The sequence below is a fragment of the Rhodoferax sp. genome (assembly GCF_028688795.1).
GTDB lineage: Bacteria > Pseudomonadota > Gammaproteobacteria > Burkholderiales > Burkholderiaceae_C > Rhodoferax.
In genome coordinates this window covers 1-25,972 of the sequence record NZ_JAQTXM010000036.1, presented here as the reverse complement: position 1 = coordinate 25,972, position 25,972 = coordinate 1, and the positions used below count along the sequence as shown (strand labels likewise).

The 25,972-nt window shown below is 57.3% G+C and carries 22 protein-coding genes; 10 read left to right on the top strand and 12 right to left on the bottom strand.

Annotated elements, in window-relative coordinates; genetic code table 11:
• The first annotated feature begins 16 nt into the window (after positions 1 to 16).
• Positions 17 to 1,105: an outer membrane protein assembly factor BamC gene (gene bamC, locus PHQ58_RS20095; protein ID WP_300114813.1), complete on the top strand. Its 1,089-nt coding sequence runs from the start codon at positions 17 to 19 to the stop codon at positions 1,103 to 1,105.
• 58 nt (positions 1,106 to 1,163) lie between these two features.
• Here bamC and PHQ58_RS20090 read toward each other — a convergent pair whose 3' ends face one another.
• The 5 genes from PHQ58_RS20090 to PHQ58_RS20070 all read right to left on the bottom strand — a co-directional run bounded on the left by PHQ58_RS20090 (position 1,164) and on the right by PHQ58_RS20070 (position 5,926).
• Positions 1,164 to 1,892, bottom strand: a complete 729-nt coding sequence (locus tag PHQ58_RS20090) for a nitroreductase (RefSeq protein ID WP_300114810.1) — start codon at positions 1,890 to 1,892, stop codon at positions 1,164 to 1,166.
• A 71-nt stretch (positions 1,893 to 1,963) separates the two neighbouring features.
• Positions 1,964 to 3,397, bottom strand: coding sequence for a LutB/LldF family L-lactate oxidation iron-sulfur protein (locus PHQ58_RS20085; RefSeq protein WP_300114807.1), 1,434 nt, complete (start codon positions 3,395 to 3,397; stop codon positions 1,964 to 1,966).
• The gene (locus PHQ58_RS20080) at positions 3,394 to 4,068 is read right to left on the bottom strand and encodes a lactate utilization protein (protein ID WP_300114805.1); all 675 of its coding nucleotides are present in this window, start codon (positions 4,066 to 4,068) and stop codon (positions 3,394 to 3,396) included. The genes PHQ58_RS20085 and PHQ58_RS20080 overlap by 4 nt, the downstream gene beginning before the upstream one ends.
• Positions 4,065 to 4,868: a (Fe-S)-binding protein gene (locus PHQ58_RS20075; RefSeq protein WP_300114801.1), complete on the bottom strand. Its 804-nt coding sequence runs from the start codon at positions 4,866 to 4,868 to the stop codon at positions 4,065 to 4,067. The genes PHQ58_RS20080 and PHQ58_RS20075 overlap by 4 nt, the downstream gene beginning before the upstream one ends.
• 119 nt (positions 4,869 to 4,987) lie before the next feature.
• A complete protein-coding gene (locus tag PHQ58_RS20070) occupies positions 4,988 to 5,926 on the bottom strand; it encodes a histone deacetylase (protein ID WP_300114798.1) in 939 nt (312 codons plus the stop codon).
• Positions 5,927 to 6,119: 193 nt separating this feature from the next.
• Between PHQ58_RS20070 and PHQ58_RS20065 the strand changes: the two genes are divergently transcribed.
• The gene (locus PHQ58_RS20065) at positions 6,120 to 6,662 is read left to right on the top strand and encodes a phasin family protein (RefSeq protein ID WP_300114795.1); all 543 of its coding nucleotides are present in this window, start codon (positions 6,120 to 6,122) and stop codon (positions 6,660 to 6,662) included.
• A gap of 214 nt (positions 6,663 to 6,876) precedes the next feature.
• Here PHQ58_RS20065 and PHQ58_RS20060 read toward each other — a convergent pair whose 3' ends face one another.
• The gene (locus PHQ58_RS20060; RefSeq protein ID WP_300114792.1) at positions 6,877 to 7,683 is read right to left on the bottom strand and encodes a patatin-like phospholipase family protein; all 807 of its coding nucleotides are present in this window, start codon (positions 7,681 to 7,683) and stop codon (positions 6,877 to 6,879) included.
• A gap of 198 nt (positions 7,684 to 7,881) precedes the next feature.
• Between PHQ58_RS20060 and PHQ58_RS20055 the strand changes: the two genes are divergently transcribed.
• Positions 7,882 to 8,895: an extracellular solute-binding protein gene (locus PHQ58_RS20055; RefSeq protein ID WP_300114864.1), complete on the top strand. Its 1,014-nt coding sequence runs from the start codon at positions 7,882 to 7,884 to the stop codon at positions 8,893 to 8,895.
• On the opposite strand, the gene clpA is transcribed toward PHQ58_RS20055, so the two are convergent.
• From clpA to PHQ58_RS20040, 3 genes are all read right to left on the bottom strand, one after another.
• Positions 8,888 to 11,215 (bottom strand): ATP-dependent Clp protease ATP-binding subunit ClpA, encoded by a 2,328-nt coding sequence (clpA, locus tag PHQ58_RS20050; RefSeq protein ID WP_300114789.1) that lies wholly within the window; start codon positions 11,213 to 11,215, stop codon positions 8,888 to 8,890. The two genes, PHQ58_RS20055 and clpA, sit on opposite strands and share 8 nt — an antisense overlap.
• 83 nt (positions 11,216 to 11,298) lie before the next feature.
• Complete coding sequence (gene clpS / locus PHQ58_RS20045) at positions 11,299 to 11,634, bottom strand: ATP-dependent Clp protease adapter ClpS (RefSeq protein ID WP_300114861.1); 336 nt, start codon at positions 11,632 to 11,634, stop codon at positions 11,299 to 11,301.
• Positions 11,635 to 11,728: 94 nt separating this feature from the next.
• The gene (locus tag PHQ58_RS20040; RefSeq protein WP_300114786.1) at positions 11,729 to 12,712 is read right to left on the bottom strand and encodes a tRNA-dihydrouridine synthase; all 984 of its coding nucleotides are present in this window, start codon (positions 12,710 to 12,712) and stop codon (positions 11,729 to 11,731) included.
• Between the two features lie 117 nt (positions 12,713 to 12,829).
• Here PHQ58_RS20040 and PHQ58_RS20035 point away from each other — a divergent pair, with 117 nt between their 5' ends.
• The 5 genes from PHQ58_RS20035 to PHQ58_RS20015 all read left to right on the top strand — a co-directional run bounded on the left by PHQ58_RS20035 (position 12,830) and on the right by PHQ58_RS20015 (position 18,550).
• A complete protein-coding gene (locus PHQ58_RS20035) occupies positions 12,830 to 13,300 on the top strand; it encodes an SRPBCC family protein (protein ID WP_300114784.1) in 471 nt (156 codons plus the stop codon).
• Between the two features lie 232 nt (positions 13,301 to 13,532).
• On the top strand, positions 13,533 to 14,063 hold the full coding sequence (locus tag PHQ58_RS20030; RefSeq protein ID WP_300114781.1) for a MarR family winged helix-turn-helix transcriptional regulator: 531 nt from the start codon (positions 13,533 to 13,535) through the stop codon (positions 14,061 to 14,063).
• Positions 14,053 to 15,540, top strand: a complete 1,488-nt coding sequence (locus PHQ58_RS20025) for an efflux transporter outer membrane subunit (protein WP_300114778.1) — start codon at positions 14,053 to 14,055, stop codon at positions 15,538 to 15,540. The genes PHQ58_RS20030 and PHQ58_RS20025 overlap by 11 nt, the downstream gene beginning before the upstream one ends.
• Positions 15,541 to 15,636: 96 nt before the next feature.
• The gene (locus PHQ58_RS20020) at positions 15,637 to 16,872 is read left to right on the top strand and encodes an HlyD family efflux transporter periplasmic adaptor subunit (protein WP_300114775.1); all 1,236 of its coding nucleotides are present in this window, start codon (positions 15,637 to 15,639) and stop codon (positions 16,870 to 16,872) included.
• Between the two features lie 106 nt (positions 16,873 to 16,978).
• A complete protein-coding gene (locus tag PHQ58_RS20015) occupies positions 16,979 to 18,550 on the top strand; it encodes a DHA2 family efflux MFS transporter permease subunit (protein ID WP_300114773.1) in 1,572 nt (523 codons plus the stop codon).
• A 9-nt stretch (positions 18,551 to 18,559) separates the two neighbouring features.
• Here the strand turns inward: PHQ58_RS20015 and PHQ58_RS20010 are convergent, their stop codons facing one another.
• The 3 genes from PHQ58_RS20010 to PHQ58_RS20000 all read right to left on the bottom strand — a co-directional run bounded on the left by PHQ58_RS20010 (position 18,560) and on the right by PHQ58_RS20000 (position 21,026).
• Positions 18,560 to 19,483: a DUF808 domain-containing protein gene (locus PHQ58_RS20010; RefSeq protein WP_300114771.1), complete on the bottom strand. Its 924-nt coding sequence runs from the start codon at positions 19,481 to 19,483 to the stop codon at positions 18,560 to 18,562.
• A gap of 6 nt (positions 19,484 to 19,489) precedes the next feature.
• The gene (locus PHQ58_RS20005) at positions 19,490 to 20,011 is read right to left on the bottom strand and encodes a GNAT family N-acetyltransferase (protein WP_300114858.1); all 522 of its coding nucleotides are present in this window, start codon (positions 20,009 to 20,011) and stop codon (positions 19,490 to 19,492) included.
• A 166-nt stretch (positions 20,012 to 20,177) separates the two neighbouring features.
• Positions 20,178 to 21,026: a 3-hydroxybutyryl-CoA dehydrogenase gene (locus PHQ58_RS20000; protein WP_300114768.1), complete on the bottom strand. Its 849-nt coding sequence runs from the start codon at positions 21,024 to 21,026 to the stop codon at positions 20,178 to 20,180.
• 130 nt (positions 21,027 to 21,156) lie between these two features.
• Between PHQ58_RS20000 and ipdC the strand changes: the two genes are divergently transcribed.
• Together ipdC and PHQ58_RS19990 are read left to right on the top strand one after the other, a co-directional pair.
• On the top strand, positions 21,157 to 22,779 hold the full coding sequence (gene ipdC, locus PHQ58_RS19995; RefSeq protein ID WP_300114765.1) for an indolepyruvate/phenylpyruvate decarboxylase: 1,623 nt from the start codon (positions 21,157 to 21,159) through the stop codon (positions 22,777 to 22,779).
• 7 nt (positions 22,780 to 22,786) lie between these two features.
• Complete coding sequence (locus PHQ58_RS19990; RefSeq protein WP_300114763.1) at positions 22,787 to 25,447, top strand: EAL domain-containing protein; 2,661 nt, start codon at positions 22,787 to 22,789, stop codon at positions 25,445 to 25,447.
• Positions 25,448 to 25,972: the final 525 nt, after the last annotated feature.

Genomic DNA, 25,972 nt, shown 5'->3' with positions numbered 1-25,972 from the left:
GACCCGAAGGACTTTCGTGAACCCTATTTCCAGAATTGCATTGCTTGGCTTGACGTTCACCCTTGGAGCCTGTTCGGTTCTGCAAGGTGACAAGGTGGATTACAAAAGCGCAGCTAAGTCGGCGACCCCGACGCTTGAAGTGCCGCCCGACTTGACACAACTCAGCCGCGACACACGCTACGCCGTTCCCGGTGCGCCAGTGACAGCATCAAGCTTTCAGTTAGGCCAGGCCAATGTCCAGACGGCACCTACTGCCGCGACCGCGTTGGGCGATGTGCGCATCGAACGCGCGGGCACGCAGCGCTGGCTGGTCATTGACCGCCCAGCCGACAAGCTTTGGGAACCCGTGAAAGACTTCTGGCAAGAAAACGGCTTCTTACTGGCCATGGACCAGTCCAATCTAGGCATCATGGAAACGGATTGGGCTGAAAACCGGGCCAAGATCCCACAGGACTTCATTCGCAACACACTTGGCAAGGTATTTGACTCGCTTTACTCCACGGGTGAGCGCGACAAGTTTCGCACCCGCCTGGAACGCAATGCCGCTGGCGGCACCGATGTATTCATCAGCCATCGCGGCATGATTGAGGTCTACGACTCAGCCGCAAAAGACCGCACAGTTTGGCAACCCCGTGCCGCCGACCCCGAGCTGGAGGCCGAGTTTTTGCGCCGCTTGATGGTCAAGCTCGGCGTCGCCCAAGAGCAATCCAAAGTACTTGTAGCCGCCGGTGCTGCCAAAAACAGCTCGCGTGTCAGCCAAGCCAACGGCCAGCCGGTGGTTCAAATCGATGACGGGTTTGATCGCGCCTGGCGCCGGGTTGGCCTGTCGCTGGACCGCACCAACTTCACGGTAGAAGACCGCGACCGCAGCAAAGGCATTTACTTTGTTCGCTATGTGGCACCAACCGCAGACAAGGCCGAACCAGGCTTCCTGAGCAAGTTGTTCAGTTCATCCAAAAAAGACAGTGCACCACAGAAATTCAGAATTTCCGTGGTCAGTCTGGACAATGCCAGCACCATATCAGTCCAAAACGGTGACGGCACTGCGGCTCAGGCTGCAGACGCGCAACGCATTATTCAGGTGCTTGCGGACGACCTCAAGTAAGTAGCATCCCTTGTGTCCCGCTGCGAAAATTTCGCTACCGGGGCACAGTCAATGCATTTCAATCAGCCAACCAGTGGGTGAAGGCTTCCACCGGAACCCTTGGGGTTTTAAAGGTATTCACAACGGCTTGCTCATCGGCATATCCCAACGCCATGCCACACACTAGCATCTCATCAACGCCCGCACCGATGTGCGGCAAGATGATGCTGGCAAACGAATTCCACGCGGCTTGCGGACAAGTGTGCAAACCGCGGGAACGGGCCGCCACCATCAGGTTCTGCAAAAACATCCCATAGTCGAGCAGTGAGCCGCGGCCCATGACACGGTCGATGGTGAACATCAGCCCCACCGGTGCGTCAAAAAAACGGTAATTGCGCTGATGCTGCAGGTGCATCTTGTCCTTGTCGCCCTTGCCTATGCCAAGCACCCCATAAAGACCCCAGCCGTTTTCACGACGGCGATCAATATATGGACTCACCCATCTTTCAGGGTAATAGTCATAGGCTTCCGCGTACTCGGCGGCCAACCCCGGGTCTGCACGCACGGCATCATGTGCTGCGCACACCTTGTCCACCAGCGTTTGCCGACTATCGCCCTGCATGACGTAAACCTTCCAGGGTTGGGTGTTGGTGCCCGATGGTGCCCGACTGGCCACCTGCAGGATGTCTTGTAGCGTCTCGCGCGACACGTCTTGCGGCGTAAACGCCCGCACCGACATGCGCGAAGTGATGGCGGCGTCCACAGCTGCCATTGTTTCCGCCAGGTCGACAGGCTTAGTTTCATGCATATAAATCCTCCAAAACGCATTTGATGCCTATTTTGTCAGCGTCAAACCGTTTCCAGAGGAAATAAACATGTTTAAGGCTGTCGATCCTTCATCAAATCACGCAAACGCTTCGACGCGGGAACCAGAGGCGTGCGGCTTCGTGTCCAAGCCCCTTGCTCGGAAGGCGAAAGCGATCTGCCTCGGCTCATGAACCAGGAAGCCAATTTGTAAAGTCCTGACTTGCTATAAACCTGGGACCAGATGCTCCACACGGTGGAAGCGGCCACCGTGCGAGCCGCACCACTACCGCGCAAGGTCGCATCTTCTGTCTCGGGCTTGGCCTGCGCCTCGGTACGCAGACGCACCAGAATGTCGGTGATGGGAATCTTGACGGGACACACCTCGTTACAGGCACCGCACAAGGTTGAGGCAAACGCCAACGGGTAAGTAGCCTCCAGCCCCAGCATATGCGGCGAAATGATGGCACCAATTGGCCCGGGGTAAGTGGTGCCGTACGCGTGCCCACCGATGCGCGCGTAAACCGGGCAGTGGTTCATGCAAGCGCCGCAGCGAATGCACTGCAGGGTCGCACGCAATTCATCATCTGCGTAGGCTTGGGTGCGCCCGTTGTCGAGCAGGATCAGGTGAACTTCTTGTGGTCCGTCCTTTTCACCAGCTTTGCGTGGACCACTGATCATGTTGACATAGGTGGTCACTGGCTGTCCGGTGGCAGAGCGCGTTAACAGGCTCAAAAGCGGTGGAACGTGTTCGAGCTTTTCCACAACTTTTTCAATGCCGGTTATGGCAATGTGAACACGCGGCACAGTGGTGCACATGCGACCATTGCCTTCGTTTTCTATCAAGCAAAGCGTACCGGTTTCAGCCACCGCGAAATTCACGCCAGACAAACCAATGTCAGCGTCAGCAAACTTGCGCCGCAGCACCCTCCGACCAATTTGAATCAGGGCGTCTACGTCTTCGGTGTAGGTCACGCCGGGCACCTCATCTGCAAACAGCTGGGCAATTTCCTGCTTGGTTTTATGAATGGCCGGCATGATGATGTGCGACGGCGCCTCGCCTGCCAACTGAACAATGTACTCACCCATGTCCGACTCAAAGGCCTCAATGCCGGCAGCCTCCATGGCATGGTTAAAGCCTATTTCTTCGCTCACCATGGACTTGCCCTTGATGATGCGCGTGGCATTCACTCGCGCTGCAATCTTGAGTGCGATGGCGTTGGCATCCGTTGAGTTTTGCGCCCAGTGCACCTGCACGCCGTTGGCTATCAAATTGGCTTCGAGTTGCTCCAACAATCGAGGCAAGTTGGCCAAGCTATAGCGCCTGATGGATGCCCCCAGCTCGCGCAGCCCTTGCAATTCGTCCTGATCGGTAAATTGCGCGCGACGCTTGGCTTGCAGAAAATCCATGGCACCACGAAAGTTCTTGCGTTGCCCGGGGTTGTCCAGCACGGTCTTGCTTCGGGCTTTGAAATCTTTGGCTGGGTGGATTTGGACGATTTTGCTCATGCCATGCTCCCGTCTGCGTGACGCAACAACACCACGAGCTCTTTGGGACCGTGGGCGCCGTAGGCCAGAGTTTGCTGAATATCCGCCGTTTTGGAGGGTCCACAAATCAACAGGGCATTCGTAGGCATGCCTTTTGACCAGCCTTCCGCTGTCATGACAGCATAGAAATCGGCATGAATCGTGTCCACATCCAGCAGCACAAAGTGCGTGGACGGCACCAACGACATCAAACGTGGCTCATCCGGACTGGGCCACAGAATCAAACTGCCGGTTTCAGCCACCGCACCACGCGCCAGGGTCAGGGCCGAGTCAACACCGTCAAACAGCAAATCGCGCCAACTGTCGATGGGTTTGTCATAAGCCATGATCTGAATCGCGCCCGATTCACGCGCCTGGAGCTCAGTGCCATGCGGCGTATTCGTGCCAATCAGAATTTGGTGTAAACCCTTTGCGGTAGCCACTTGCAACAACACGTCTGCCCAATTGGCATGCGTGACATCATGCAGTTCCGTGTGCACCGCCTCAAGCGCTGTACGGAGCCTCGCAGTGCGCTGTGCCACGTCCTCAGCGCGGCGATGGGATTCAAACCAATGAGCCACGTCTGGCAAAATCGGTTGGGCTGTCACGTTGGGCTTGCGCAAGCGGTTCAGAATTTGTTCCCGGGCGCTCATGCTTCACTCCCCTGGGTACGCCGCCACAAGAAGCTGGCTAAATGCTCCCCCGGCAGGCTTGGCGTGGTGCGGCCCGCCAATTCGTCTTGTTTGGCTGCACGGCCTGTGATGTTGAGCAGGCAGCCACAGTCAGCGCTGACCACGCAGGCTGCACCAGTGGCTTTGATACTGGCCACCTTGTCGGTTGCAATGGCCTCTGAAATATCTGGATACAGCAGCGCAAACGTGCCGCCAAATCCACAACACTCTTCAATGCGCGCTTGCTCCACCACCTGAACCTGATCCAGACTGTCAAGCAACGCAACACTGGTGTCGTGCACCCCCATCTGTCGACGTGCATGACAAGAGGTGTGCAAGGCAATGGTGCAAGGTGCGCCGGTATCGGCATGGTCAAAGTTCACCACATGCACCAGAAATTCACTAAGCTCATAAACCCGATCAGCCAAGGCCACCGCTTTGGCATGTAACTCAGGGTCACCGGCAAACAAGTGCGGGTAATGGGAGCGAATCATGCCGCCGCATGAGCCTGATGGCACCACAACAGGCCAGGGCTCGACAAACAAATTCAGTTGTGCCAGTGCGACCGAACGGGCTTCGTCAGCGTAACCGCTGCTGTGGGCAGGTTGCCCGCAACATGTTTGAGCCAGCGGGTAATGCACCCGAATGCCCTCGCGCTCAAGTAAATTCACTGTATCCAGCCCAGCCTGGGGCGTGAATTGGTCAATCAGGCAGGTTGCAAACAAATAAACATCAGTGGGGTTTTTTGGGTAGTTGCGCTTTGTCAGGCCATTCGGATTCATCAAGATTCTCCTGCTTTATGATTTTTGTAACTTGTCAATTGTTAAACAGATCACCATTCTCAGCGTGTGAAATTCGCCCGACTTCCCTGTCAATTATTTCAAGATACAGCAGCACAATGTCATGTTGACATTGGGTTACGCAACTGCCAACGCTGCCAATAGGACAGCGCAATGCGGTAAGTCGTCAACTGAATCTGAACCGTTTCTTCGATTTGCTGGCCGTATCCGCCGGCCATCACAAAGGCTACCGGAATCTGGCGGCCAAAACACCAGTCAAACACTCGCCGATCACGGGCCTCAAGCCCGTCTGCCGACACGCTCAACCGACCGAGTCGGTCCCCCACGAAGGGGTCTGCGCCGGCCAGGTAAATGATCAACCCCGGATCAAAACGGTTGCTTAAAGTGTGTAGCGCCAGGTCGAGCGCGGCCAAGTAATCACTGTCGCAGCAGCCATCCGCCAACGCCACATCCAGATCACTGGCCTCCTTGCGAAAGGGAAAATTTTTGTCACCATGCAGCGACAAGGTAAATACAGTGGGATCGGCTTGAAAAATATGCGCAGTGCCGTTACCCTGATGGACATCGAGATCAATCACCGCCACTTGTAAAGGCTTGTGATGAACTTTGGCCCACTCAATTTGCGCCAGACGGGAGGCCACAGCCACATCGTTAAAGACGCAAAAACCACTACCCTTGTCGGCATAGGCGTGGTGCGTGCCACCAGCGAGGTTGGCGCCAAGCCCAGTGGTCATTGCCGCATGAACTGCTGCCACCGTCGCACCCACAGAACGACGCGCGCGCTCAGCCATCATCTCGCTCCACGGAAATCCAATCTCACGCAAGGCAACTGCGGTGATGCTTCCACTGAGCACAGCATCGATGTAACTCGGGGTATGTACCAAAGCAAGTTGACCCTCCGTGGCAGCAGGTGCCTCATGCAAAATGATTTGCGACAACGCACTTTTAATCCCGGCACGCAACATTTCGTACTTTGCCATTGGAAAACGGTGCCCCTCAGGCAGCGGGAGTACGAAACGGTCTGAATAAAAAGCCTGCATATCAATATTGTGTCTTGTTGCAAAAAATTGACTGTTTTAGGAAAGATTGCCTAAATTGCTGCAATGCAACAGAAAAAACTTGCATCAGAACGGGTTAACCCTATAATTAAAGTCATGCTGCACCGCAACATAAACCGAGTCAGACTCAGGTTCAAAGCGGTTACTGTTTTTTTTACTTAGTGGAGAAATAAATATGCTGACCGTAGAACAAGTCCTCGCCTCGCAAAAAGCCAACATCGAAACCCTGTTGGGTCTGACCTCCAAAGCCTTCGAAGGCGTGGAAAAAATCGTCGAACTCAACCTCAGCGCATCCAAAGCTGCTCTCAATGAAACTGGCGAAAACGCCAAAGCAATGTTGAGCGTTAAAGATGCTCAAGAGCTGATGGCTCTGCAACAAAGCCTGCTGCAGCCTTTGGCTGAAAAGACTGCTGCATACAGCCGTCATCTTTATGAAATCGCCACCGGCACGACAGGCGAATTCACCAAGGCAATGGAAGCTCAAGTTTCTGAAGTTCAACAACAATTCACTGGCATGGTCGAGTCCGCTGCTAAAAATGCTCCCGCTGGCTCTGAGCCTGCCGTGACAATGATGAAAAGCGCGGTGGCTGCTGCCACCAACGCCCTTGAATCCGTGCAAAAAGCAGTCAAACAAGCCACAGATGTCGCTGAAACAAATTTCAATGCAGTGGCCAATTCCGCTGCTAGCGCTGCCAAGCCCGCAGCAAAAAAACGTTAATTTTTAACGGCATGCCAATATTTGGATGTCACTTAAAAATTAAGCTTACCGGCTCTGAAGTTCAAGGGAAAACCCTGAGATACTCACACCAATGATAGTTTTTTGAAACCCTGGTTTCTGCAAGTTGTCTCCTCGGGTCCTTTCGAAACCTTCAGGTTCAGGGATCCCTTAAGGGCTGATCGTAAGATCAGCCCTTTTTTTTCGACTTATCTCCTTACCTCGATTTGGACTGTATGGCGCTACGCAGCTTGTCAATCCAGGGCAACATCGCTTGATGCCCAGCAGAAATCGCTTGCGCCCTTGAGGCAAAGCTTGCACTGGACAAACCCGTCAAAGATGGCTTTACCACCACATCAGCTTCCCGCAATTCAAATGCGCTGATGCTTTTGCCCATGATCGAGAACGTCTGCATCAGTATCTGGAAGGTGTCTGAAGCAGAGTTACCTTGAGGTGTCCCTGAGATATCAACAGCAATCACCACCTGAGCGCCCATTTGCCGCGCAAATTGCACCGGCACTGGAGCCACCAAGCCACCATCAACGTACTCACGACCGGCGATCAACACTGGCTGGAACAAGGCCGGAATGGCACTCGACGCTCGCACTGCAGTCGCCACATCACCACGCTGAAAGAGTATGCCCCGGCCACTGTCAAGGTCTGTGGCTACGACACCAAGTGCAATTGGCAGCTCCTGGATCTGCCTGCCACCAACCTGGCCGCTGATGAATCTTGCCAGTGCCTCACCTTTGAGAACACCTGGCTTGAAAACCGGTAAACGCCAGTCTGAGAACGATGCCTCTTCCATCGACTCGGCTACCTTCTGCAAGTCTTTCCCATTTTTACCGCTGGCGTAGAGCGCCGCAACCACACTCCCCGCAGAGGTACCCACCACCAGATCAGGACGTATACCAGCCTGTTCCAGAGCTTGAATCACGCCAATGTGCGCAAACCCACGGGCCGCGCCACCACCCAGAACCAACCCGATGATGGGCGGTTTAAGGACTGCAGGCGCGGGCGTCATCACTGGCACTGGTGTTGGCTTTTGCGTTGAAACGCTTGAACAAGCTGCCAAAACCAACGCAATTGCAAGCGTCGTCAAACGCATGACTAGAAATTGTATTTTCATTTAATAGGAATGATTCGCATTTGTGTTAAAGTCAAGTCACAACCACAACCAATTGAATTCACCATGAACTTGACCCAAATCACCACAACCGGCATGCTCGCAGTTCTTTGCAGTACTGGCTTTGCTCAGACCAATGAACTCAATATTTACTCCGCCCGGCACTACCCGACGGACGAGGCGCTGTATGGCAATTTCACCAAGGCCACAGGCATCAAAATCAACCGGGTTGATGCTGATGATGCCGGCATTATTGCCCGCCTGAAAGCTGAAGGCGCCGCCTCACCAGCCGACGTGATCCTGTTGGTGGATGCTTCACGCTTGTGGCGCGGAGAAGCTGAGGGCTTATTCAAACCCATCTCGTCAAAACTGCTCAACGACGCCATTCCCGAACAATTCAGGGCTAACACAGACAGCGCCGGTCAAACGCCTTGGTATGGGTTTTCAACTCGGGCGCGTGTCATTGTTTACAACAAGACCAGCGTCAAGTCGCAGGATGTAGACACCTACGAAGAGTTGGCCGACCCAAAAAACAAAGGCAAACTGTGCATCCGTTCCGGCTCGCACCCCTACAACCTATCACTGTTTGGTGCGGTGATGGAACACCTGGGCGAAAAACAAACCGAGCAATGGCTCAAGGGCATGGTGAGCAACATGGCCCGCTCACCCAAAGGCGGCGACACCGACCAGATCAAAGGCGTGGCCTCTGGCGAATGTGGCGTCGCAGTTACCAACAGTTACTACTTGGCCCGACTGATGCGCTCGACCAACCCAGAGGACAAAGCGGTTGTAGAAAAGGTAGGCGTGGTATTCCCCAACCAATCCAGTTGGGGAACCCATGTGAACATCGCAGGGGGTGCGGTGGCCAAACATGCACCAAACACGGCAAATGCCATCAAATTTTTGGAGTACTTGGCCAGCCCGTCTGCTCAAAACCACTTTGCTGATGGCAACAACGAATGGCCGGCGGCGCGTGGGGTTCACATTAACAACCCGGCGCTACAAGCTATGACGGGCGGTAATTTCAAAAGCGAAACTGTTCATGTCAGTGTCGTTGGCATGAACCAGGTAAAGGTCCAGCAACTGCTGGACCGTGTGGGTTTTAAATAACACTGGCTTCCTGCGGCTCTGGTTTAGCCCTGCCCTCTTTCTTGGGCAAGGGCTGAATATCCAGCAAGACTTCGGTCTTGGTTTCATCGGTCTCATCCAGGTCTACCGTCAAGCGACCACCCTCGGTTAAGCGACCAAACAACAACTCATCAGCCAAGGCACGGCGGATGGTGTCCTGAATCAGGCGCTGCATCGGCCGGGCACCCATCAATGGATCGAAACCCTTCTTGGCCAGGTGTTTGCGCAACTTGTCTGTGAATGTGACATCCACTTTTTTGTCGGACAGCTGGGCTTCCAGCTGCAACAGGAACTTATCCACCACCCGCAGAATCACGTTTTCATCGAGCGCCTTGAAGCTGACGATGGCGTCCAGTCGATTGCGGAACTCAGGCGTGAACAAACGCTTGATATCCGCCATTTCATCACCGGCCTCACGTGCGTTGGTAAAGCCAATGCTGGCCTTATTCATGGTCTCCGCACCGGCATTGGTCGTCATGATGATGATGACGTTGCGGAAATCGGCCTTGCGACCATTGTTGTCAGTGAGCGTGCCGTGGTCCATCACCTGCAACAGCACATTGAAAATCGCCGGGTGCGCCTTCTCAATCTCATCAAGCAGCAACACGCAGTGTGGCTTCTTGGTGATGGCTTCCGTCAACAAGCCCCCCTGATCAAACCCTACATAGCCGGGAGGCGCACCAATCAAGCGACTCACGGCATGCTGCTCCATGTATTCGCTCATGTCGAAACGGATCAGTTCAATGCCCATGATGTAGGCCAGTTGCTTGGCGGCCTCGGTCTTGCCCACGCCGGTGGGGCCGCTGAACAAGAAGGACCCGATCGGCTTGTCGCCCTTGCCCAAGCCCGAACGAGCCATCTTGACGGCGGATGCAAGCTTGTCGATGGCCAAATCCTGCCCAAACACCACGTTGCGCAGATCACGCTCAAGCGTTTTGAGTTTGCCGCGGTCATCGTTTGACACATTGGCTGGCGGTATACGGGCAATCTTGGCCACGATCTCTTCGACCTCAGTCTTGGTGATGATTTTTTTACGGCGGCTAGGTGGCAGAATTCGCTGGGCGGCGCCGGCCTCGTCAATCACGTCGATGGCTTTGTCTGGCAAGTGCCGGTCATTGATGTACTTTGCGCTTAACTCGGCTGCGGCTTGCAGTGCAGCCACAGCGTACTTGACGTTATGGTGCTCCTCAAAGCGGGACTTGAGTCCCTTGAGGATTTCAACCGTTTCTTCCACGGTGGGTTCGAGCACATCCACTTTTTGGAAACGACGGCTCAGCGCCGCATCTTTCTCAAAAATACCCCGGTACTCGGTAAAGGTGGTCGCACCAATGCACTTGAGTGCACCAGAACTCAGCGCAGGTTTCAGCAGGTTAGAGGCATCCAGCGTGCCGCCTGAAGCCGCACCGGCACCAATCAAGGTGTGGATTTCATCAATGAAAAGCACCGTGTTGGGCTTGTCCTTAAGCGCCTTCAACACGCCCTTGAGCCGTTGCTCAAAGTCACCACGGTATTTGGTGCCAGCCAGCAGCGCTCCCATGTCAAGGGAGTACACGATGGAGTCGGCCAAAATATCAGGCACAGCTTTTTGCGTGATGCGCCAGGCCAGTCCCTCGGCAATCGCCGTTTTGCCCACGCCAGCTTCGCCCACCAGCAGCGGATTATTTTTGCGGCGGCGACACAAAATTTGAATCACGCGCTCAACCTCGTACTCGCGCCCAATCAGCGGGTCAATCTTGCCATCTTTCGCCAGTTGGTTGAGGTTTTGCGTGTAAAGCTCAAGCGGAGAAGACTTTTCATTCTTCTCAGACGCACCCTCTTCTGTCTCAGGCTGACTTTCACCGGTCTTGGTGGGTTCGGGTGGGTCGCTCTTTTTAATGCCATGGGCAATGAAATTCACCACATCCAGCCTTGTCACGCCCTGCTGGTGCAGGTAATACACGGCGTGCGAGTCTTTTTCACCAAAAATGGCCACTAACACGTTGGCCCCGGTCACTTCTTTTTTGCCACTGCCAGTGCTTTGCACATGCATGATGGCACGCTGAATCACACGCTGAAAACCCAAGGTGGGTTGCGTGTCCACATCGTCAGTACCCGCCACTTGCGGTGTGTTGTCTTTGATGAAGGTAACCAGCGACTTGCGCAGGTCGTCGATGTTGGCGGAGCAGGCCCGCAACACCTCGGCGGCGCTGGGGTTGTCCAGCAGCGCCAGCAGCAAATGCTCCACAGTGATGAATTCATGGCGCTGTTGACGCGCCTCGACAAACGCCATGTGAAGACTGACTTCCAGTTCTTGGGCAATCATGTGAGTCCTTTAATAGCTTTGGTTCAGAAGTTAACTGTAATCTGATTTCAAATTCAGTTCAGGGTAAATGGATTACAAATCCATCAGGGTTCCAACGGTTCACTCACACACTGCAGGGGATGCCCGGCCTTGTTGGCTGCATCCATCACCTGATCCACTTTGGTGGCTGCCACGTCACGCGAAAACACACCACACACGCCCCGGCCATCCAAGTGAATTTTCAACATGATCTGGGTGGCCGTTTCTAGATCTTTGCCAAAGAATTCCTGAATCACGATCACCACAAACTCCATCGGCGTGTAGTCGTCATTGAGCATTAGCACCTGATACATCGGCGGCGGACGGGTTTTTTGCGTGCGCCGCTCTAGCACCACTGTGCCGTCACTGTCGCCCTCTAACACTTTTGGCTTCTTGGGCATGATGATTTTTGGAGTTTTTGTAACCATGAATTGATTCTATCGGGCCCAGCTTTGACAGGTGCGAGTACAGGACATGGCACCAATGACACAAATTTCAAGCCAAAAACTGTCCGGCACCAAGAAATACGCGTTGCGCTTTCAGCCAATTGGCCACATCTGCGGGATCGTGGAAGGTACGCACGGCCACAAACGCAACTTGCGCCTGGGGGTGTGCGCGCCGCAACAGGTTAAGCCACTGCTTGAGTCGCCCGGTCTGCTGGCCACGGTCCAGATGTGCCACCACCAGCAGCCAAAACTGCTCCATCAAATCAAATAATTCTGGCCAGGTCATCGTCACAGGCAGCGAACTGCCCGAATCCGCAGCACGAATAGCGTTGGCCAGGGCGGGATCAGCCACCATACCGCGCCCCAGCATCAGGTTCTGACAGCCCGACACCTCACGACAGCGCAGCGCGTCTGCCACCGTCCAGATTTCGCCGTTGGCCACCAGCGGCAAATTCACCACCAGGCGCATGTCGGAAATACGCTCCCAATAAGCGGGCGGGCGATAACCGTCTTGCTTGGTGCGCGCGTGCACCACAATCTCAGCCGCTCCGGCGGCCTCAATCGCCAGCGCACATTCTTCGGCACGACGGTCATCATGCAGCCCAAGGCGCATCTTGGCCGATACCGGCAAGTGAGGTGGAACCGCCCGACGCACCGCCGACACAATGCGGTACAGCAATTCAGGCTCTTCCAGCAAGGCGGAACCACCTCGGTGCCGATTGACCACGGGCGACGGGCAACCAAAGTTCAGGTCAATGCCCTCGGCGCCCAATTGGGCCAGACTGGCGGCGTTCTCGGCCAGACACATCGGGTCTGAACCCAGCAACTGGGGTCGCACCGGCACACCTGACGTGGTTTTGCTGCCCTGCAACAGTTCAGGCACGTAGCGCAAAAACACACGTTCAGGCATCAACGTGTCGGTGACACGGATGAACTCTGACACGCAGCGGTCAACCCCGCCCACACGGGTCAATATGTCGCGCAGCACGAAGTCCAGCAGGCCTTCCATGGGCGCAAGTAGCAAAGTTGTCATAGATTTCTCGTTGGGGACCGGTATTGTGGTGGCAAACTCGGGCCCCGGCTTTTGGCCGGGCCCCACGTCTCCCCACATGAGCCGTGCGAATTAATCAACAACATACTGGAGACACCCATGACCATCAAAGTTGCCATCGACTTGGGTTACGAATTTGCCGTCAAAGCTGACTACGCCACGGTTTTTGACACCCTGAGCAATGTGCCGGTGTCTGCCAGCTTCTTCCCCAAGGTCGATCAATTGGTGGATCTGGGGGACAACGTCTACCGCTGGGAAATGGCCAAGATTGGTTTGGCACAGATCAACCTGCAAACCATTTACGCCTCCAAATACACAGCCAACAAGGCCAATGGAAGCGTGGTTTGGACACCGGTTGCAGGCGAGGGCAACGCGCTGGTGTCGGGCAGCTGGCAGGTCACCGACAAGAAAAAGTCCACACACCTGGTGCTCAAGCTTCAAGGCGAGTTGACCCTGCCGCTGCCGGGTTTGATGAAAATGGTGGTCAGCCCGGTGGTTGAGGCTGAGTTTGAAAAGCTGGTGGAGCAGTACATCGACAAGCTCGCCGAGCACTTTGGCGGCGAGGCTTGACGTTAGCAATTGACAAAAATTATAGCTGCTCGCGCTTTATTTAAAAGGGCTAGAGGCCTATAACATCTTTTTTTTACACAAAGCAGCGCCATCATTCATTGTTTAGCCGCAAGCTTTGTGCGTTGTCGCCGGGTGGTTGAATCTCGCGCTGGCAGCCGCACCGGCACAGTCGAATGCATTGAAAATAAATAGAAGCCTAAGCAATGATTGTCTAAGCAATTAGAATTTCTGGGTGACTTCAAAAACTCCCCCACCATCCCCGGCCAGTGCGCCGCCAGACGCCGCCACGTCTTTTTATAACGCCCATGATTACAAGCCCAGCGAGAGCGTGGGCTTCATGATGCGGCGCATCGTTACCCACATCTCACGCGAGGTCGACCGCGAGTTCGAGCCCCTTGGCCTGACCAACGCGCAATGGGTGCCGCTGTTTAAGTTGCACCTGGGCTGCGGCTCCACCGCGGCCGAACTGGCCCGCGCGTGCGATCTGGACGCGGGCTCCATGACACGCCTGCTTGACAGGCTGGAGGCCAAGCAGCTGTGCCGGCGGGTGCGATCGGAGGACGACCGGCGCGTTGTCCACATCGAGCTCACCCCCACTGGCGTCGCCGCAGCCAAGCAGATTCCGGCCGTACTCAGCCAAGTACAAAACACGCATCTGGCCGGCTTCTCGCTGGAAGAATGGCACACCCTCAAAGGGCTGCTGCGCCGCATTCTCACCACCGCCCAAACCCTGCGCGAACCCAAGGACAGCCATGAAAACTAAGTTCACACCCTCCCCCACCAAGCCTGTCGCACTGTTTGCGAGCACACGGTTTGGCATCAGCGCGTTGACTGCCGCTCTGGCGCTGGCCACCCTGGCGGGCTGCGCCGACTTTTCCGGCATCACGCCCAAAGCCGAACTGCGCGATGCCACCTCCTTCGGGCTGACCGCAGCACCTGCCCAAGCCAACGCCAACGCACTGCAAGATGCCCAATGGTGGCGCGGTTTTGGCGACGACACACTGAACCAGTTGGAGGCGCAAGCACTGCAAGCCAACCCCAGCCTCAAACTGGCACAAGCCAGAATCGCCGCTGCGCAGGCCACCGCCCGGCTCATCCACGCTGCCACAGGTCCGCAACTGGTCGCGCAAGTCAATGCCACGCAGCAGCGCTACACGGCCAACGGTGCCGTTCCACCCCCCTTGGCGGGATCTGTGGAAAGCAGCGGCACAGCCCAACTCGCCGCCAATTGGGAGTTGGACTTTTTTGGCAAAAACCGTGCTGCCCTGCAAGCCGCGCTGGGCGCAGAGCGCGCTGCGCAAGCCGACGCGCAAGCAGCCCGACTGCTGCTCGCCGCCCAAGTGGCGCAAACCTACCTGGGCTGGGTTGGCCTGAACGAGCAGCACGCGGTTGCCAGCCGTACGCTGGCGCAACGCACGCAAACCCTGCAACTGGTGCAAGACAGGGTGAACGCCGGGCTGGACACCCCGCTTGATTTGCGCCTGACCCAAGCTGCGTTGCCAGAGGCACGCCTGCAACTGGCGCTGCTGGATGAGCAAATTACCCTGACCCGCAACGCGCTGGCAGCACTTATTGGAGAGCCTAATCAGGCTATAGCCCTTATTCCACAAGCGCAAGAAGCTATTAAATCCATAACAATAGACAGCACCATCAGCGCCAACCTGCTGGGCCAGCGCGCCGATGTAGCGGCAGCGCGTTGGCGCGTGCAGGCGGCCGAACTTGGCGTGGACAGCGCCAAAGCGCAGTTCTACCCCAACATCAACCTCACGGCGTTTGCCGGTTTTTCCAGCATCGGGCTGGGTGAGTTGCTGCAGTCGGGCAGCCGCCAGTGGGGCGTGGGCCCGGCCATCAGCCTGCCGCTGTTTGACAGTGGCCGGCTGCGCGCCAACCTGGGCGGCAAGACCGCCGAGCGCGACGCTGCAGTAGAAAGCTACAACGCCACCGTGATCAATGCCGTGCACGACGCCGCCGACCAACTCGCTTCCAGACAAGCCCTGACCCGCCAGCAAGCCGAGCAGACGCAAGTCGCTCAGGCTGCGCAAGAGGTTTATGCCGCCGCGCAGCAGCGCTACGCCAGCGGCCTGCTCAACGCCTTGCAGGTGCTCAGCGCTGAATCAGCCGTGCTGGCGCAGCTCCGCCAAAGCGTGGACCTGACCACCCGCGCACTGCAAAACCAGGTGGCGCTGGCGCGGGCGTTAGGCGGCGGGCTGGGCCCGTCAACGCCGCTATCGCTTGAATGAATGCTTTATTTAATATAGCTACTTACGCATATATATAAAGGGCTATAGCCCATTTTTATCTAAATAATTGACCAGACACCGACAGGAATCACCACCATGACCGACACCGCCACTTCTTCCCCGCCAGCCCGCAGCGGCAACCCCAAACGCAAACAAGGCCTGACGATTCTGGTCGCCGTGGTGGTGCTTGCCGGCCTGGGTTGGACCGCCTATGAGTACCTGGTGGCCAGTCACTTTGAAAACACTGACAACGCCTATGTGCAGGGTGATGTGATCCAGATCACCCCGCAAATCAGCGGTACGGTGCTGGGCATCCTGGCCAATGACACCGACTTTGTCAAAGCCGGGCAAACGCTGGTGCAGTTGGACCCTGCCGACTCGAAGGTCGCGCTGGACCAGGCGCAGGCGGCCCTGGCGCAAGCGGTGCGCCAGGCGCGCACGCTTTACGCCAACAATGGCACGCTCACAGCGCAAATTGCCCTGCGCGATGCCGATATCACACGAGCCCGCGTGGACGTGGAGCGCACCAGCGACGACCTGAAACGCCGCCAGTCGCTCAGCGGCAACGGTGCCGTATCACAAGAAGAGTTAAAGCACGCGCAGCAACAATTCAATAGCGCTCAAAGCACACTGGCTGCCGCACAGGCTGGGGTTTTGGCAGCACGCGAACAATTGAACAGCAACCAGGCCTTGACCGAAGGCACCCAGGTAGAACAACAGCCCAGCGTGCAACTGGCTGGCGCCCGCCTGCGCGAAGCCTTTCTGGCCACCCAGCGCGCTGCCCTGATGGCCCCAGTAGACGGTTACGTGGCTAAACGCACGGTGCAACTCGGCCAGCGCGTGGCGGCGGGCACACCGCTCATGTCAGTGATTGCCTTGAACAAGGTCTGGGTCGAGGCCAACTTCAAGGAAGTGCAGTTGCGCAATATCCGTATTGGTCAGCCGGTGACACTGGTGGCTGACCAATATGGCAAAAAGGTCAGCTACAGCGGCACGGTGAGCGGTCTGGGCGCAGGTACGGGTGCGGCTTTTTCGCTGTTGCCCGCCCAAAACGCCACGGGTAACTGGATCAAGGTGGTACAGCGCGTGCCGGTGCGTATTGCGCTGGATGCCAAGCAACTGGCCGCGCACCCTTTACGCGTGGGCTTGTCGATGACGGTCGAGGTCGATGTGAGCAAGACCGATGGTCTGGCGCTGGCGGATGTGCCGCGAGTTGCCGTTGTGCCGCCTGTGGCTTTGCCCACCGATGACGCTGCTCAACAGCTGGTTCAGCGTGTGATTGCGGCCAATCTGGGGCAGTCGGGTGCCGCCAAACAACCTGTCAAGCCCTGAAATTCAATTGTGCCGGACGGGTTGCAGCTGCGCCGGGCACAGCCAACGGCGTGCCAAACCAACCAGTTGATTGGTCTGATCATCCCACCGAAATTCCCCAAGCCTCATGTCTCAATCCACCCCCGCCGCCGGTTACATCCACCCGCCGCCCCTGACCGGCTCGGCCCGGCTGTGGGGCACGCTGGCGCTGTCCGCCGCCACGTTCATGAACGTGCTCGACAGCTCGATTGCCAACGTGTCGCTTCCAGCCATTGCTGGCGACCTGGGCGTCAGCCCCAATCAGGGCACCTGGGTCATCACAAGTTTTGGCGTGGCCAACGCCATTGCCGTGCCACTCACCGGCTGGCTGGCGCAGCGTTTTGGTCAAGTGCGACTGTTTGTGACCAGCGTCATCCTGTTCGTCATCACATCCTGGCTGTGCGGGCTGGCACCCAACATGACCACACTGATCATCTTTCGCGTGTTGCAAGGGCTGGTGGCCGGGCCAATGATTCCGCTCTCTCAAGCGCTGCTGCTTTCCAGCTACCCGCCCGCGCTGGCCGGCCTAGCGATGGCGCTGTGGTCGATGACGACACTGATCGCCCCGGTGCTGGGGCCGCTGCTGGGTGGCTGGATCACCGACAACATCTCCTGGCCGTGGATTTTCTACATCAACATCCCGGTGGGCGTGGGCGCTGCTTTCATCACCTGGCGCATTTTTCACAAACGCGAAACCCAAACCCGCAAGCTGCCAATTGACTCGGTGGGCCTCACGCTGCTGGTACTTTGGGTGGGCTCGCTGCAGATCATGCTCGACAAAGGGCAGGAGCTAGACTGGTTTCATTCGCAGGAAATGGTGGCACTGGCCGTGCTGGCAGCCGTGGGCTTTGTGGCGTTTCTGATCTGGGAGCTGACCGAAGAGCACCCAGTGGTCGATTTGACGCTGTTCAAACGTCGCAACTTCTGGGCCGGAGTAGTGGCGCTGTCGGTGGGTTACGGGCTGTTTTTTGGCAACGTGGTGCTGTTGCCGCTGTGGCTGCAGCAGTACATGAGCTACACCTCCACGCAAGCCGGCATGATTCTGGCCCCGGTCGGCCTGATGGCGCTGATTTTGTCGCCCCTAGTGGGCAAGAATATTGCCAAATTTGACCCCCGCAAGTTTGCCGCCTTTGCCTTCATGGTGTTTGGCCTGGTGCTGTGGATGCGCTCCAACTTCAACACCCAGGCTGACTTTGGCACCATTTTGGTCCCGACGTTGATCCAGGGCGTGGCCATGGCGTTTTTCTTCATCCCGCTGATGACCATCACGCTTTCTGGCCTGTCGCCAGATCGCATTGCGGCTGCGTCAGGCCTGTCGAACTTTGTGCGCATCACGGCCGGTGCGTTCGGCACCTCCATTGCTACCACGCTGTGGCAAGACCGCGCCGCCCTGCACCACGCGCAACTCAGCGAATACGTCAACCTGGGCAGCAGTGCCACCACCAGCAGCCTGTCAGGCTTGGCTTCAAGCGGCTTGACACCGCAGCAATCGTTGGCCGTGGTCGACCGGCTGGTGAATCAACAGGCTTACATGCTGGCCGCCAACGACATCTTTTTTGCCTCGGCGCTGATTTTTCTGGCCTTGATTCCGGTGGTGTTTCTGACGCGCCATGTGAGGGCAGGTGCGGCAGGCGCCAATGCCGCCGCCGGGTCGCACTGAACTCGAACGCTAAAAAAATCGGGTTTTGAGCCGACCCAACAGGGTCATTGCCAACAGCGCCGCAGCACCCGCTGCCACACCTACCAGCGTGTTCAAGCCCAAACCGACCAAGGGCTGAGCCAAGCTGCCTGCGGTCGCGCTGATCTGCTCAATACCATCGCCAACCGCGTGCCAGCCATGCGCCAAAATGCCGCCGCCAACCAAAAACATGGCCAGCGTGCCAACCACGGTCAGGGCTTTCATCAGCAGGGGTGCCGTCAGCACCAAACCACGCCCCAGCGCTTGCTGCAAGTTCTGCAACACACGGGTTTTGCGCTGGCTCAGGTACAGCCCCAGGTCGTCAATCTTGACAATGCCGGCCACCAAACCGTAAACCCCCACCGTCATCAGCACGGCCACACCGGCCAACACGGTCAATTGGGTCACAAACGGGCTAGCCGCCACCGTGCCCAGCGTGATGACGATGATCTCTGTCGACAAGATGAAATCGGTGCGCACGGCGCCTTTGATCTTGTCTTTCTCCAGCGCCACCAGGTCCACCGAATCGTCGCTCAAGGCCTGCACCAGCTTGTCATGCTCGGCCGCCACGTCCTCAGGGCGATGCAGCAGCTTGTGGGCCACTTTCTCGAAGCCTTCAAAACACAAAAACAGGCCGCCCGCCATCAGCAGTGGTGTGATGGACCACGGGGCCACAGCGCTGAGTACCAAGGCTCCCGGCACCAGAATGGCTTTGTTGATCATGGAGCCTTTGAACACGGCCCACACCACCGGCAGCTCGCGGTCAGCCTTGACACCAGCCACCTGTTGCGCGTTTAGTGCCAGATCGTCGCCCAGCACGCCTGCGGTCTTTTTGGCCGCGACTTTAGTGAGCATTGCCACGTCGTCAAGCACCGTGGCAATGTCGTCCAGCAATAAAAGCAGGCTACCAGCCATGAGTAGTTACGTCAGGTCGCGCTTGAAGCGGATTTCTTCAATGCGTGTCAAACCCACCAACACGGTTTTGATGCTGGTCATTTCACGCTTGAAACCGGCCATGTCAAAAAAGCGCAAGGCGCGCTCGTAACCCAGCGGCACCCAGGCAGTGACTTTTGTGCAACCTTCTTCGGCCAAGCCGTCGCGTGCGGCATCCCACAGCGCCAGCCCAACGCCCTGGCCCCAATGGCTAGGCAGAGCAAACAGCGCCCAGATTTCACCCATGGTGGCGGGGGTTTTGGGGTCGCGTGAGCGGTCATAACCAACAAAACCCACCACGTCTTCCCCGATCGTGGCCACAAATACCTGCGGGTCGCTGAACTCAATGGCTTCGCGCCAGTAGGCCTGGCTCTTTTTCAGGCTGTCAAATTCAGGCATGGCCTCGCCTGGAAACTGCGCCTTGAAGGCACTCTGGCTGGCACTGGCCTGAATCTGGGCAATGGCTTTGGCATCGCGCTCAACAGCGCGGCGAACTTCTAACGTGGAAATGTCGAACATGAATCAAGGCCGGGGACATGCCCGGTGGTCAATCAAAAAAAGGAGACGCATTGTCGCAGTACGGTGCCAGCACCCTTCGGCGCCAACACGCAATTTGCATTTTTATATATAAAAATAGGCTCTAGCCCTTATTAAATAAGCGCAAGCAGCTATATTTTTAGTAGCTGTAGACGCCCTGCCCGGTTTTGCGACCCAAGCGGCCAGCAGCTACCATTTCTTTCAGTAAGGGGCAGGCGCGGTATTTGCTGTCACCAAATTCACTCAAGTACACATCCATCACCGCCAGACACACATCGAGCCCCACCATGTCGGCCAGCGCCAGTGGGCCAATCGGCTGGTTGCAGCCCAATTTCATGCCTGCGTCAATGTCTTCAGCCGTGGCCAAGCCTTCGGCCAACACAAAAAACGCCTCATTGATCATTGGCACCAGGATGCGGTTCACCACAAAACCGGGGGAATTCTTTACCGTGATTGGGGTTTTACCCAGCGTCGTGGCCATGGCATGCACGGCAGCGTGGGTGGCGTCGCTGGTTTGCAGGCCACGAATGATCTCCACCAGCGCCATCATCGGCACCGGGTTGAAGAAGTGCATGCCAATGAAACGGTCGGCGCGCTGCGTCACAGCGGCCAGCTTGGTGATGGAAATGGAGGAGGTGTTAGACGCCACGATCACATTTGGGGGCAACATTTCGTCGAGCTGCTTGACGATTTTGACCTTGAGGTCATAGTTTTCTGTAGCGGCTTCGATCACCAACTGGGCACTGGTGAGGTCACCATAGTGCGTGCTGCCCTTGATGCGGGCCAGTGCGGCGGTCTTGTCGTCGGCCGTGATTTTTTCCTTTTTCACCAACCGGTCCAGGCTGCCAGAAACTGTGGCAATGCCTTTGGCCACGGCCGCGTCAGAAATGTCGACCATGACCACATTCAAGCCAGAAACCGCACACGCCTGCGCAATGCCGTTGCCCATGGTGCCCGCGCCAATGATGCCTACTGTTGTGATGACCATTTTTAAAAATTCCTTTGAAAATAAGCCGTGATGGTAACGGCTTGGGCACGCCAAAACCCTGACATGCACCGGATGCAAGGCGGCGTCGGCAGTGATAATCCGCGAACCTAAAACCCTGGAGACATTCCACATGAATCTCACCGAACAACTGCTGCACGCGCTCAAAAAGCACGGTGCACAGCAGATTTTTGGCATCCCTGGCGACTTTGCCCTGCCCTACTTTCGCATCATTGAAGAGTCGCAAATTTTGCCGCTCTACACCTTGAGCCACGAACCCGGCGTCGGGTTTGCGGCCGATGCAGCAGCCCGCATCAATGGCAGCCTGGGCGTGGCTGCCGTCACTTACGGCGCGGGCGCGCTGAACATGATCAATTCGGTGGCGGCGGCGTTTGCTGAAAAATCGCCGCTGGTGGTGCTGTCGGGCGGGCCGGGAAAAAACGAGTCGCGCTCCGGGCTGCTGCTGCACCACCAGGCCAAAACGCTCGACAGCCAGTTTCAAATCTTCAAGGAAATCACCTGCGACCAGGTGCGCTTGGACGATGCCGAGCGCGCCCCGGCCGACATTGCGCGGGTGCTGGCCAGCTGCCTGCGCCACTCTGAGCCGGTGTACATCGAGATTCCACGCGACATGGTGGCTGAACCCTGTGCCGAGGTGGTGCCTGAAGCCGCACAAAAAGTTGACCCGGACGCGCTGGATGCCTGTGTGGACGAGATTCTGGAACGGCTGGCGCAAGCCAAGTCTCCGGTGCTGATGGTGGGCGTGGAAGTGCGCCGTTATGGCCTGGAAGACAAAGTGGCCACCTTGTCGCGCCGCCTGGGACTGCCAGTGGTGACAAGTTTCATGGGGCGCGGCCTGCTGTCTGAACAAGACGCACCGCTGGTGGGCACCTACATGGGTGTGGCCGGGTTCCCGGAAGTGACCCAGCTGGTGGAAAGCTCGGACAGCCTGTTTCTGCTGGGTGAGATCATTTGCGATACGAACTTCGCCGTGTCCGAAACCAAGATCGACATGCGCAAGACCATTCAGGCGCTCAATGGGCAGGTCAACATTGGCTACCACACCTACTCAAAGCTGCCTTTGGCCGCCGTGGTGAACCGCATGCTGGAACGTGTGCCGGGGCCGGACAAGGCGTTCAGTGTCACGCCCCAGCTATTCCCGGTGGGTTTGCCAGACGATGGCCAAAGCATCACCCCCACTGACATTGCCACGGCGGTGAATGACCTGATGGCCAAACACAGCAAGATGCCGATTGCCTCTGATATGGGCGACTGCCTGTTCACCGCGATGGAAATCAAACACACCGCGTTGGTCGCCCCCGGCTACTACGCCACCATGGGTTTTGGCGTGCCCGCCGGGCTGGGCCTGCAGGCCGCCACGGGTGAGCGCCCGTTGATTCTGGTAGGCGACGGCGCGTTTCAGATGACTGGCTGGGAGCTGGGCAACTGCCGCCGCTACGGCTGGGACCCGATCGTGCTGGTGTTCAACAACGCCAGCTGGGAAATGCTGCGCACGTTCCAGCCCGAATCGTCCTTCAACAACCTGGACCACTGGGGTTTTGCCGAAATGGCCAGCGGCATGGGCGGCGACGGGGTGCGCGTGGGCACACGGGCTGAACTGAAAGCCGCGCTGGACAACGCCGTGGCGACGCGCGGCAAGTTTCAGCTGATTGAGATCACCATTCCACGCGGCGTGCTGTCTGACACGCTGGCACGCTTTGTGGCGGGCGTGAAGAGGCTGAACGCGGCCAAGTGAAAATCGCATGAGGCTGTCTCTTCGTTTTACCCCTGCGCTGGTGGCGGTTCTCAGCGTTTTGCTCATGGTTGCCTACTCAGCCAATCTGGTGCTTGGCGCGCGTGCCGTGACGATTGAGCGCGCAAACGTGCAAACCGAGAATTTTTCACGGGTGTTGGAGGAGCATGCCCGCCAGACCCTGCGACGGGTGGGCGGTCGTCTTACCCAAGCCGATATTGCCCTGCAGCGCTTACTGGACACGGGCAAGCTGGATGTGCCACTAGCGCGCCAGCAATTGACCAGGCTGTTGCCTGACGACCAACTGATTCAAAATTTTCTGGTGCTTGACCACACCGGCACCGTGGTGCTGTCCACCATGGCTGAGCCAGACGCCGGGAATGGGCCAGACACGACGCTTGACTACTTCGCGCCGCATATTCGCGGCGCCGACCGGGAGCTGGTGTTTGGCAGACCGATCAAGACCGCCAATGGACAGTGGCTGCTGCCTGTCAGCTGCCGCCTGGGTGGCACGGGCGGGGCATTTTCTGGCATCGTGGTGGCCATGGTTAGGGCAACGTATTTCCAGACCTTTTACGACTCGATCGAGCGGGGAGCAGACGGTTTTGTCACGCTCTTCCTGTCTTCAGGCTGGGCCGTGGTCACCTCGCCTATGGCTGATTCGGTCATCGGCAAAAACTGGTCTGACACGGCCATGTTTCGCCAGCACATGCCAAGCTGGCCCACTGGAACGGTGCGCCAGGTTGTCGACCGCGATGGCATTGAGCGCATCTACAGCTACCGTGCCTTGAACGACTTCCCGGTGGTGGTGTCGTACGGCTTATCGCTTGCGTCTGTGCTGAGCCCATGGCAATACGGTGCCTGGCGCCACGGTTTGCTGTTGGCCGCAGCGGCGCTGCTGTTGGCGGGTGCAGCCGTCAAAATGAAGCAGCAGGAGGCAGCGCGGCTGCGAACGGTGCGGGAGTTACAGGCCAGCGAAGACAAATACCGTACCTTGATTGAATGGACGCCAGAAGCGGTTCTGGTGCACCGCCGGGGCAAAATTCTTTACGGCAATCCGGCTGCCATCAAGTTGTTTGGGGCCAGCAACGCGCAGGCCTTGTTGCGCAAAACAACGCAGCAACTGATTCACCCAGACGAACAGGCCTACCAAGCGGCACGCATGAAAAATATCGTTGACGGTGCACCACAAGCACCTTCGACGGAATCCAGATTCCTCAAACTGGATGGCACAAGCATCGATGTCATCGTTCAGGGCACCTCGGTTGTCTACGAGGGCGAGCCCGCCATACATGTCTCCATTCATGACATCACCGAGCGCAAACAAGCCCAGCAAGCACAAGCCCTTGCAGCCTCTGAAATTGACAATCTGGCGTTCTACGACCCGTTGACCCACCTGCCTAACCGCCGCCTGCTGATGGACCGGCTGGCTCAGGCGCTCACCGCCAGCATTCACCACACGCGCAAAAGCGCCTTGCTCTTTGTCGACCTGGACAACTTCAAAACGCTCAATGACACTCTGGGTCACCACCAGGGCGACGCGCTGCTGGTGCAGGTTGCCCAGCGCCTGAAATCATGTGTGCGCGAAGGCGACAGCGTGGCCCGCCTGGGCAGCGATGAATTTGTGGTGATGCTTGAAGACCTGAGCGAAAACGCGCTGGATGCCGCCACCCAGGTCGAGGCGGTGGGCGAAAAAATACTGGCCACACTCGGGCAAAGCTACCCGCTGGACAACGGTGCGCACCACAGCACAGCCAGCATTGGGGTCACTTTGTTTGGTGACACCTTGCCGGAAAGCAGCGAGGAGCCGCTCAAGCGCGCCGAGCTGGCCATGTTCCAGGCCAAAGCTGTGGGGCGCAATACGCTGCGCTTTTTTGATGCGCAAATGCAGGCCGAGGTGTCGGCCCATGCGGCGCTGGAAGCCGACTTGCGCGAAGCTGTGGCCAAGCAGCAGTTTTTGCTGCACTACCAGGCGCAGGTGGTGGGCAGCGGGCGCGTCACTGGAGTGGAAGCTCTGGTGCGCTGGCAGCATCCGCAGCGCGGCATGGTGTCACCGGCGGCGTTCATTCCCCTGGCTGAGGCGAGCGGCCTGATTTTGCCGATTGGCCAATGGGTGCTGGAAACCGCTTGCGCGCAATTGGCAGCGTGGGCCAGTCAGCCGGCGCTGGCGCACCTGACCATCGCCGTCAATGTGAGCGCGCGTCAGTTCCGCCAGGCCGATTTTGTCGACACGGTGTTGGCCACCTTGGCACGCACCCGTGCTAGGCCCAAACTGCTCAAGCTGGAGTTGACCGAGAGCATGCTGGTAGACGATGTGGAGGGCATCATCGCCAAGATGGGCACACTCAAGGGAACTGGTGTGGGCTTCTCGCTGGATGACTTTGGCACCGGCTACTCGTCGCTGACCTATTTGAAACGCTTGCCGCTGGACCAGCTCAAGATTGACCAGGGGTTTGTCAGAAACATCGTCACAGACACCAACGATGCGGCCATTGCCAGGATGGTGATTGCACTGGCCGAGAGCACCGGGCTCTCAGTGATCGCGGAAGGCGTTGAGTTGCAGGCGCAGGCTGATTTTCTGGCCCACCTGGGCTGCCATGCGTACCAGGGCTATTTGTTCAGCAAACCGCTGCCGCTGGCGGCGTTTGAGGCGTTTGCCAAACGGGTTTGACAGCTTGCAGTGGTTTCGGCCGTCAAGCCAATTTGCCATGTTAAACATAGCGTGTTACGCATATAAAATAAGGGCTATAGGCCAAAAAATCTTATAACCATCTTACTCACCCACTCAAGCACACTCGCAGGTGAAATGCCGCAAATACTGCGACTGCTTGATGATCATTGGACTCTTGCACCAGACCAAATAGCCGGCATGCTCACTTTTCTCATTGGTCGAACAACCCAGAACTGTGAATTGGCGACCCTGCTTTCAGAATTTCAAAGAAGCCTGCATTGAGCGCGCCCTGAACGCAGAGACGGGCAACCACCTGGGCTACGGTGACCTGGAAAACTGTTCGGCGCACCCACCATCATCAAAACTAGACCCGCAGGAATCGTTCAGGGTTTGGGCTTGGTGGCGAGGTTACACCCCTTATGCACAGTTCCCAGTTATCAACAGTTGGGGTTCATTGGGTTGGCGGTCTCGTTTGCAAAGGGCAAAACAGGATGTCTTTGCCCTTTACATAATTACAGGCTCTTC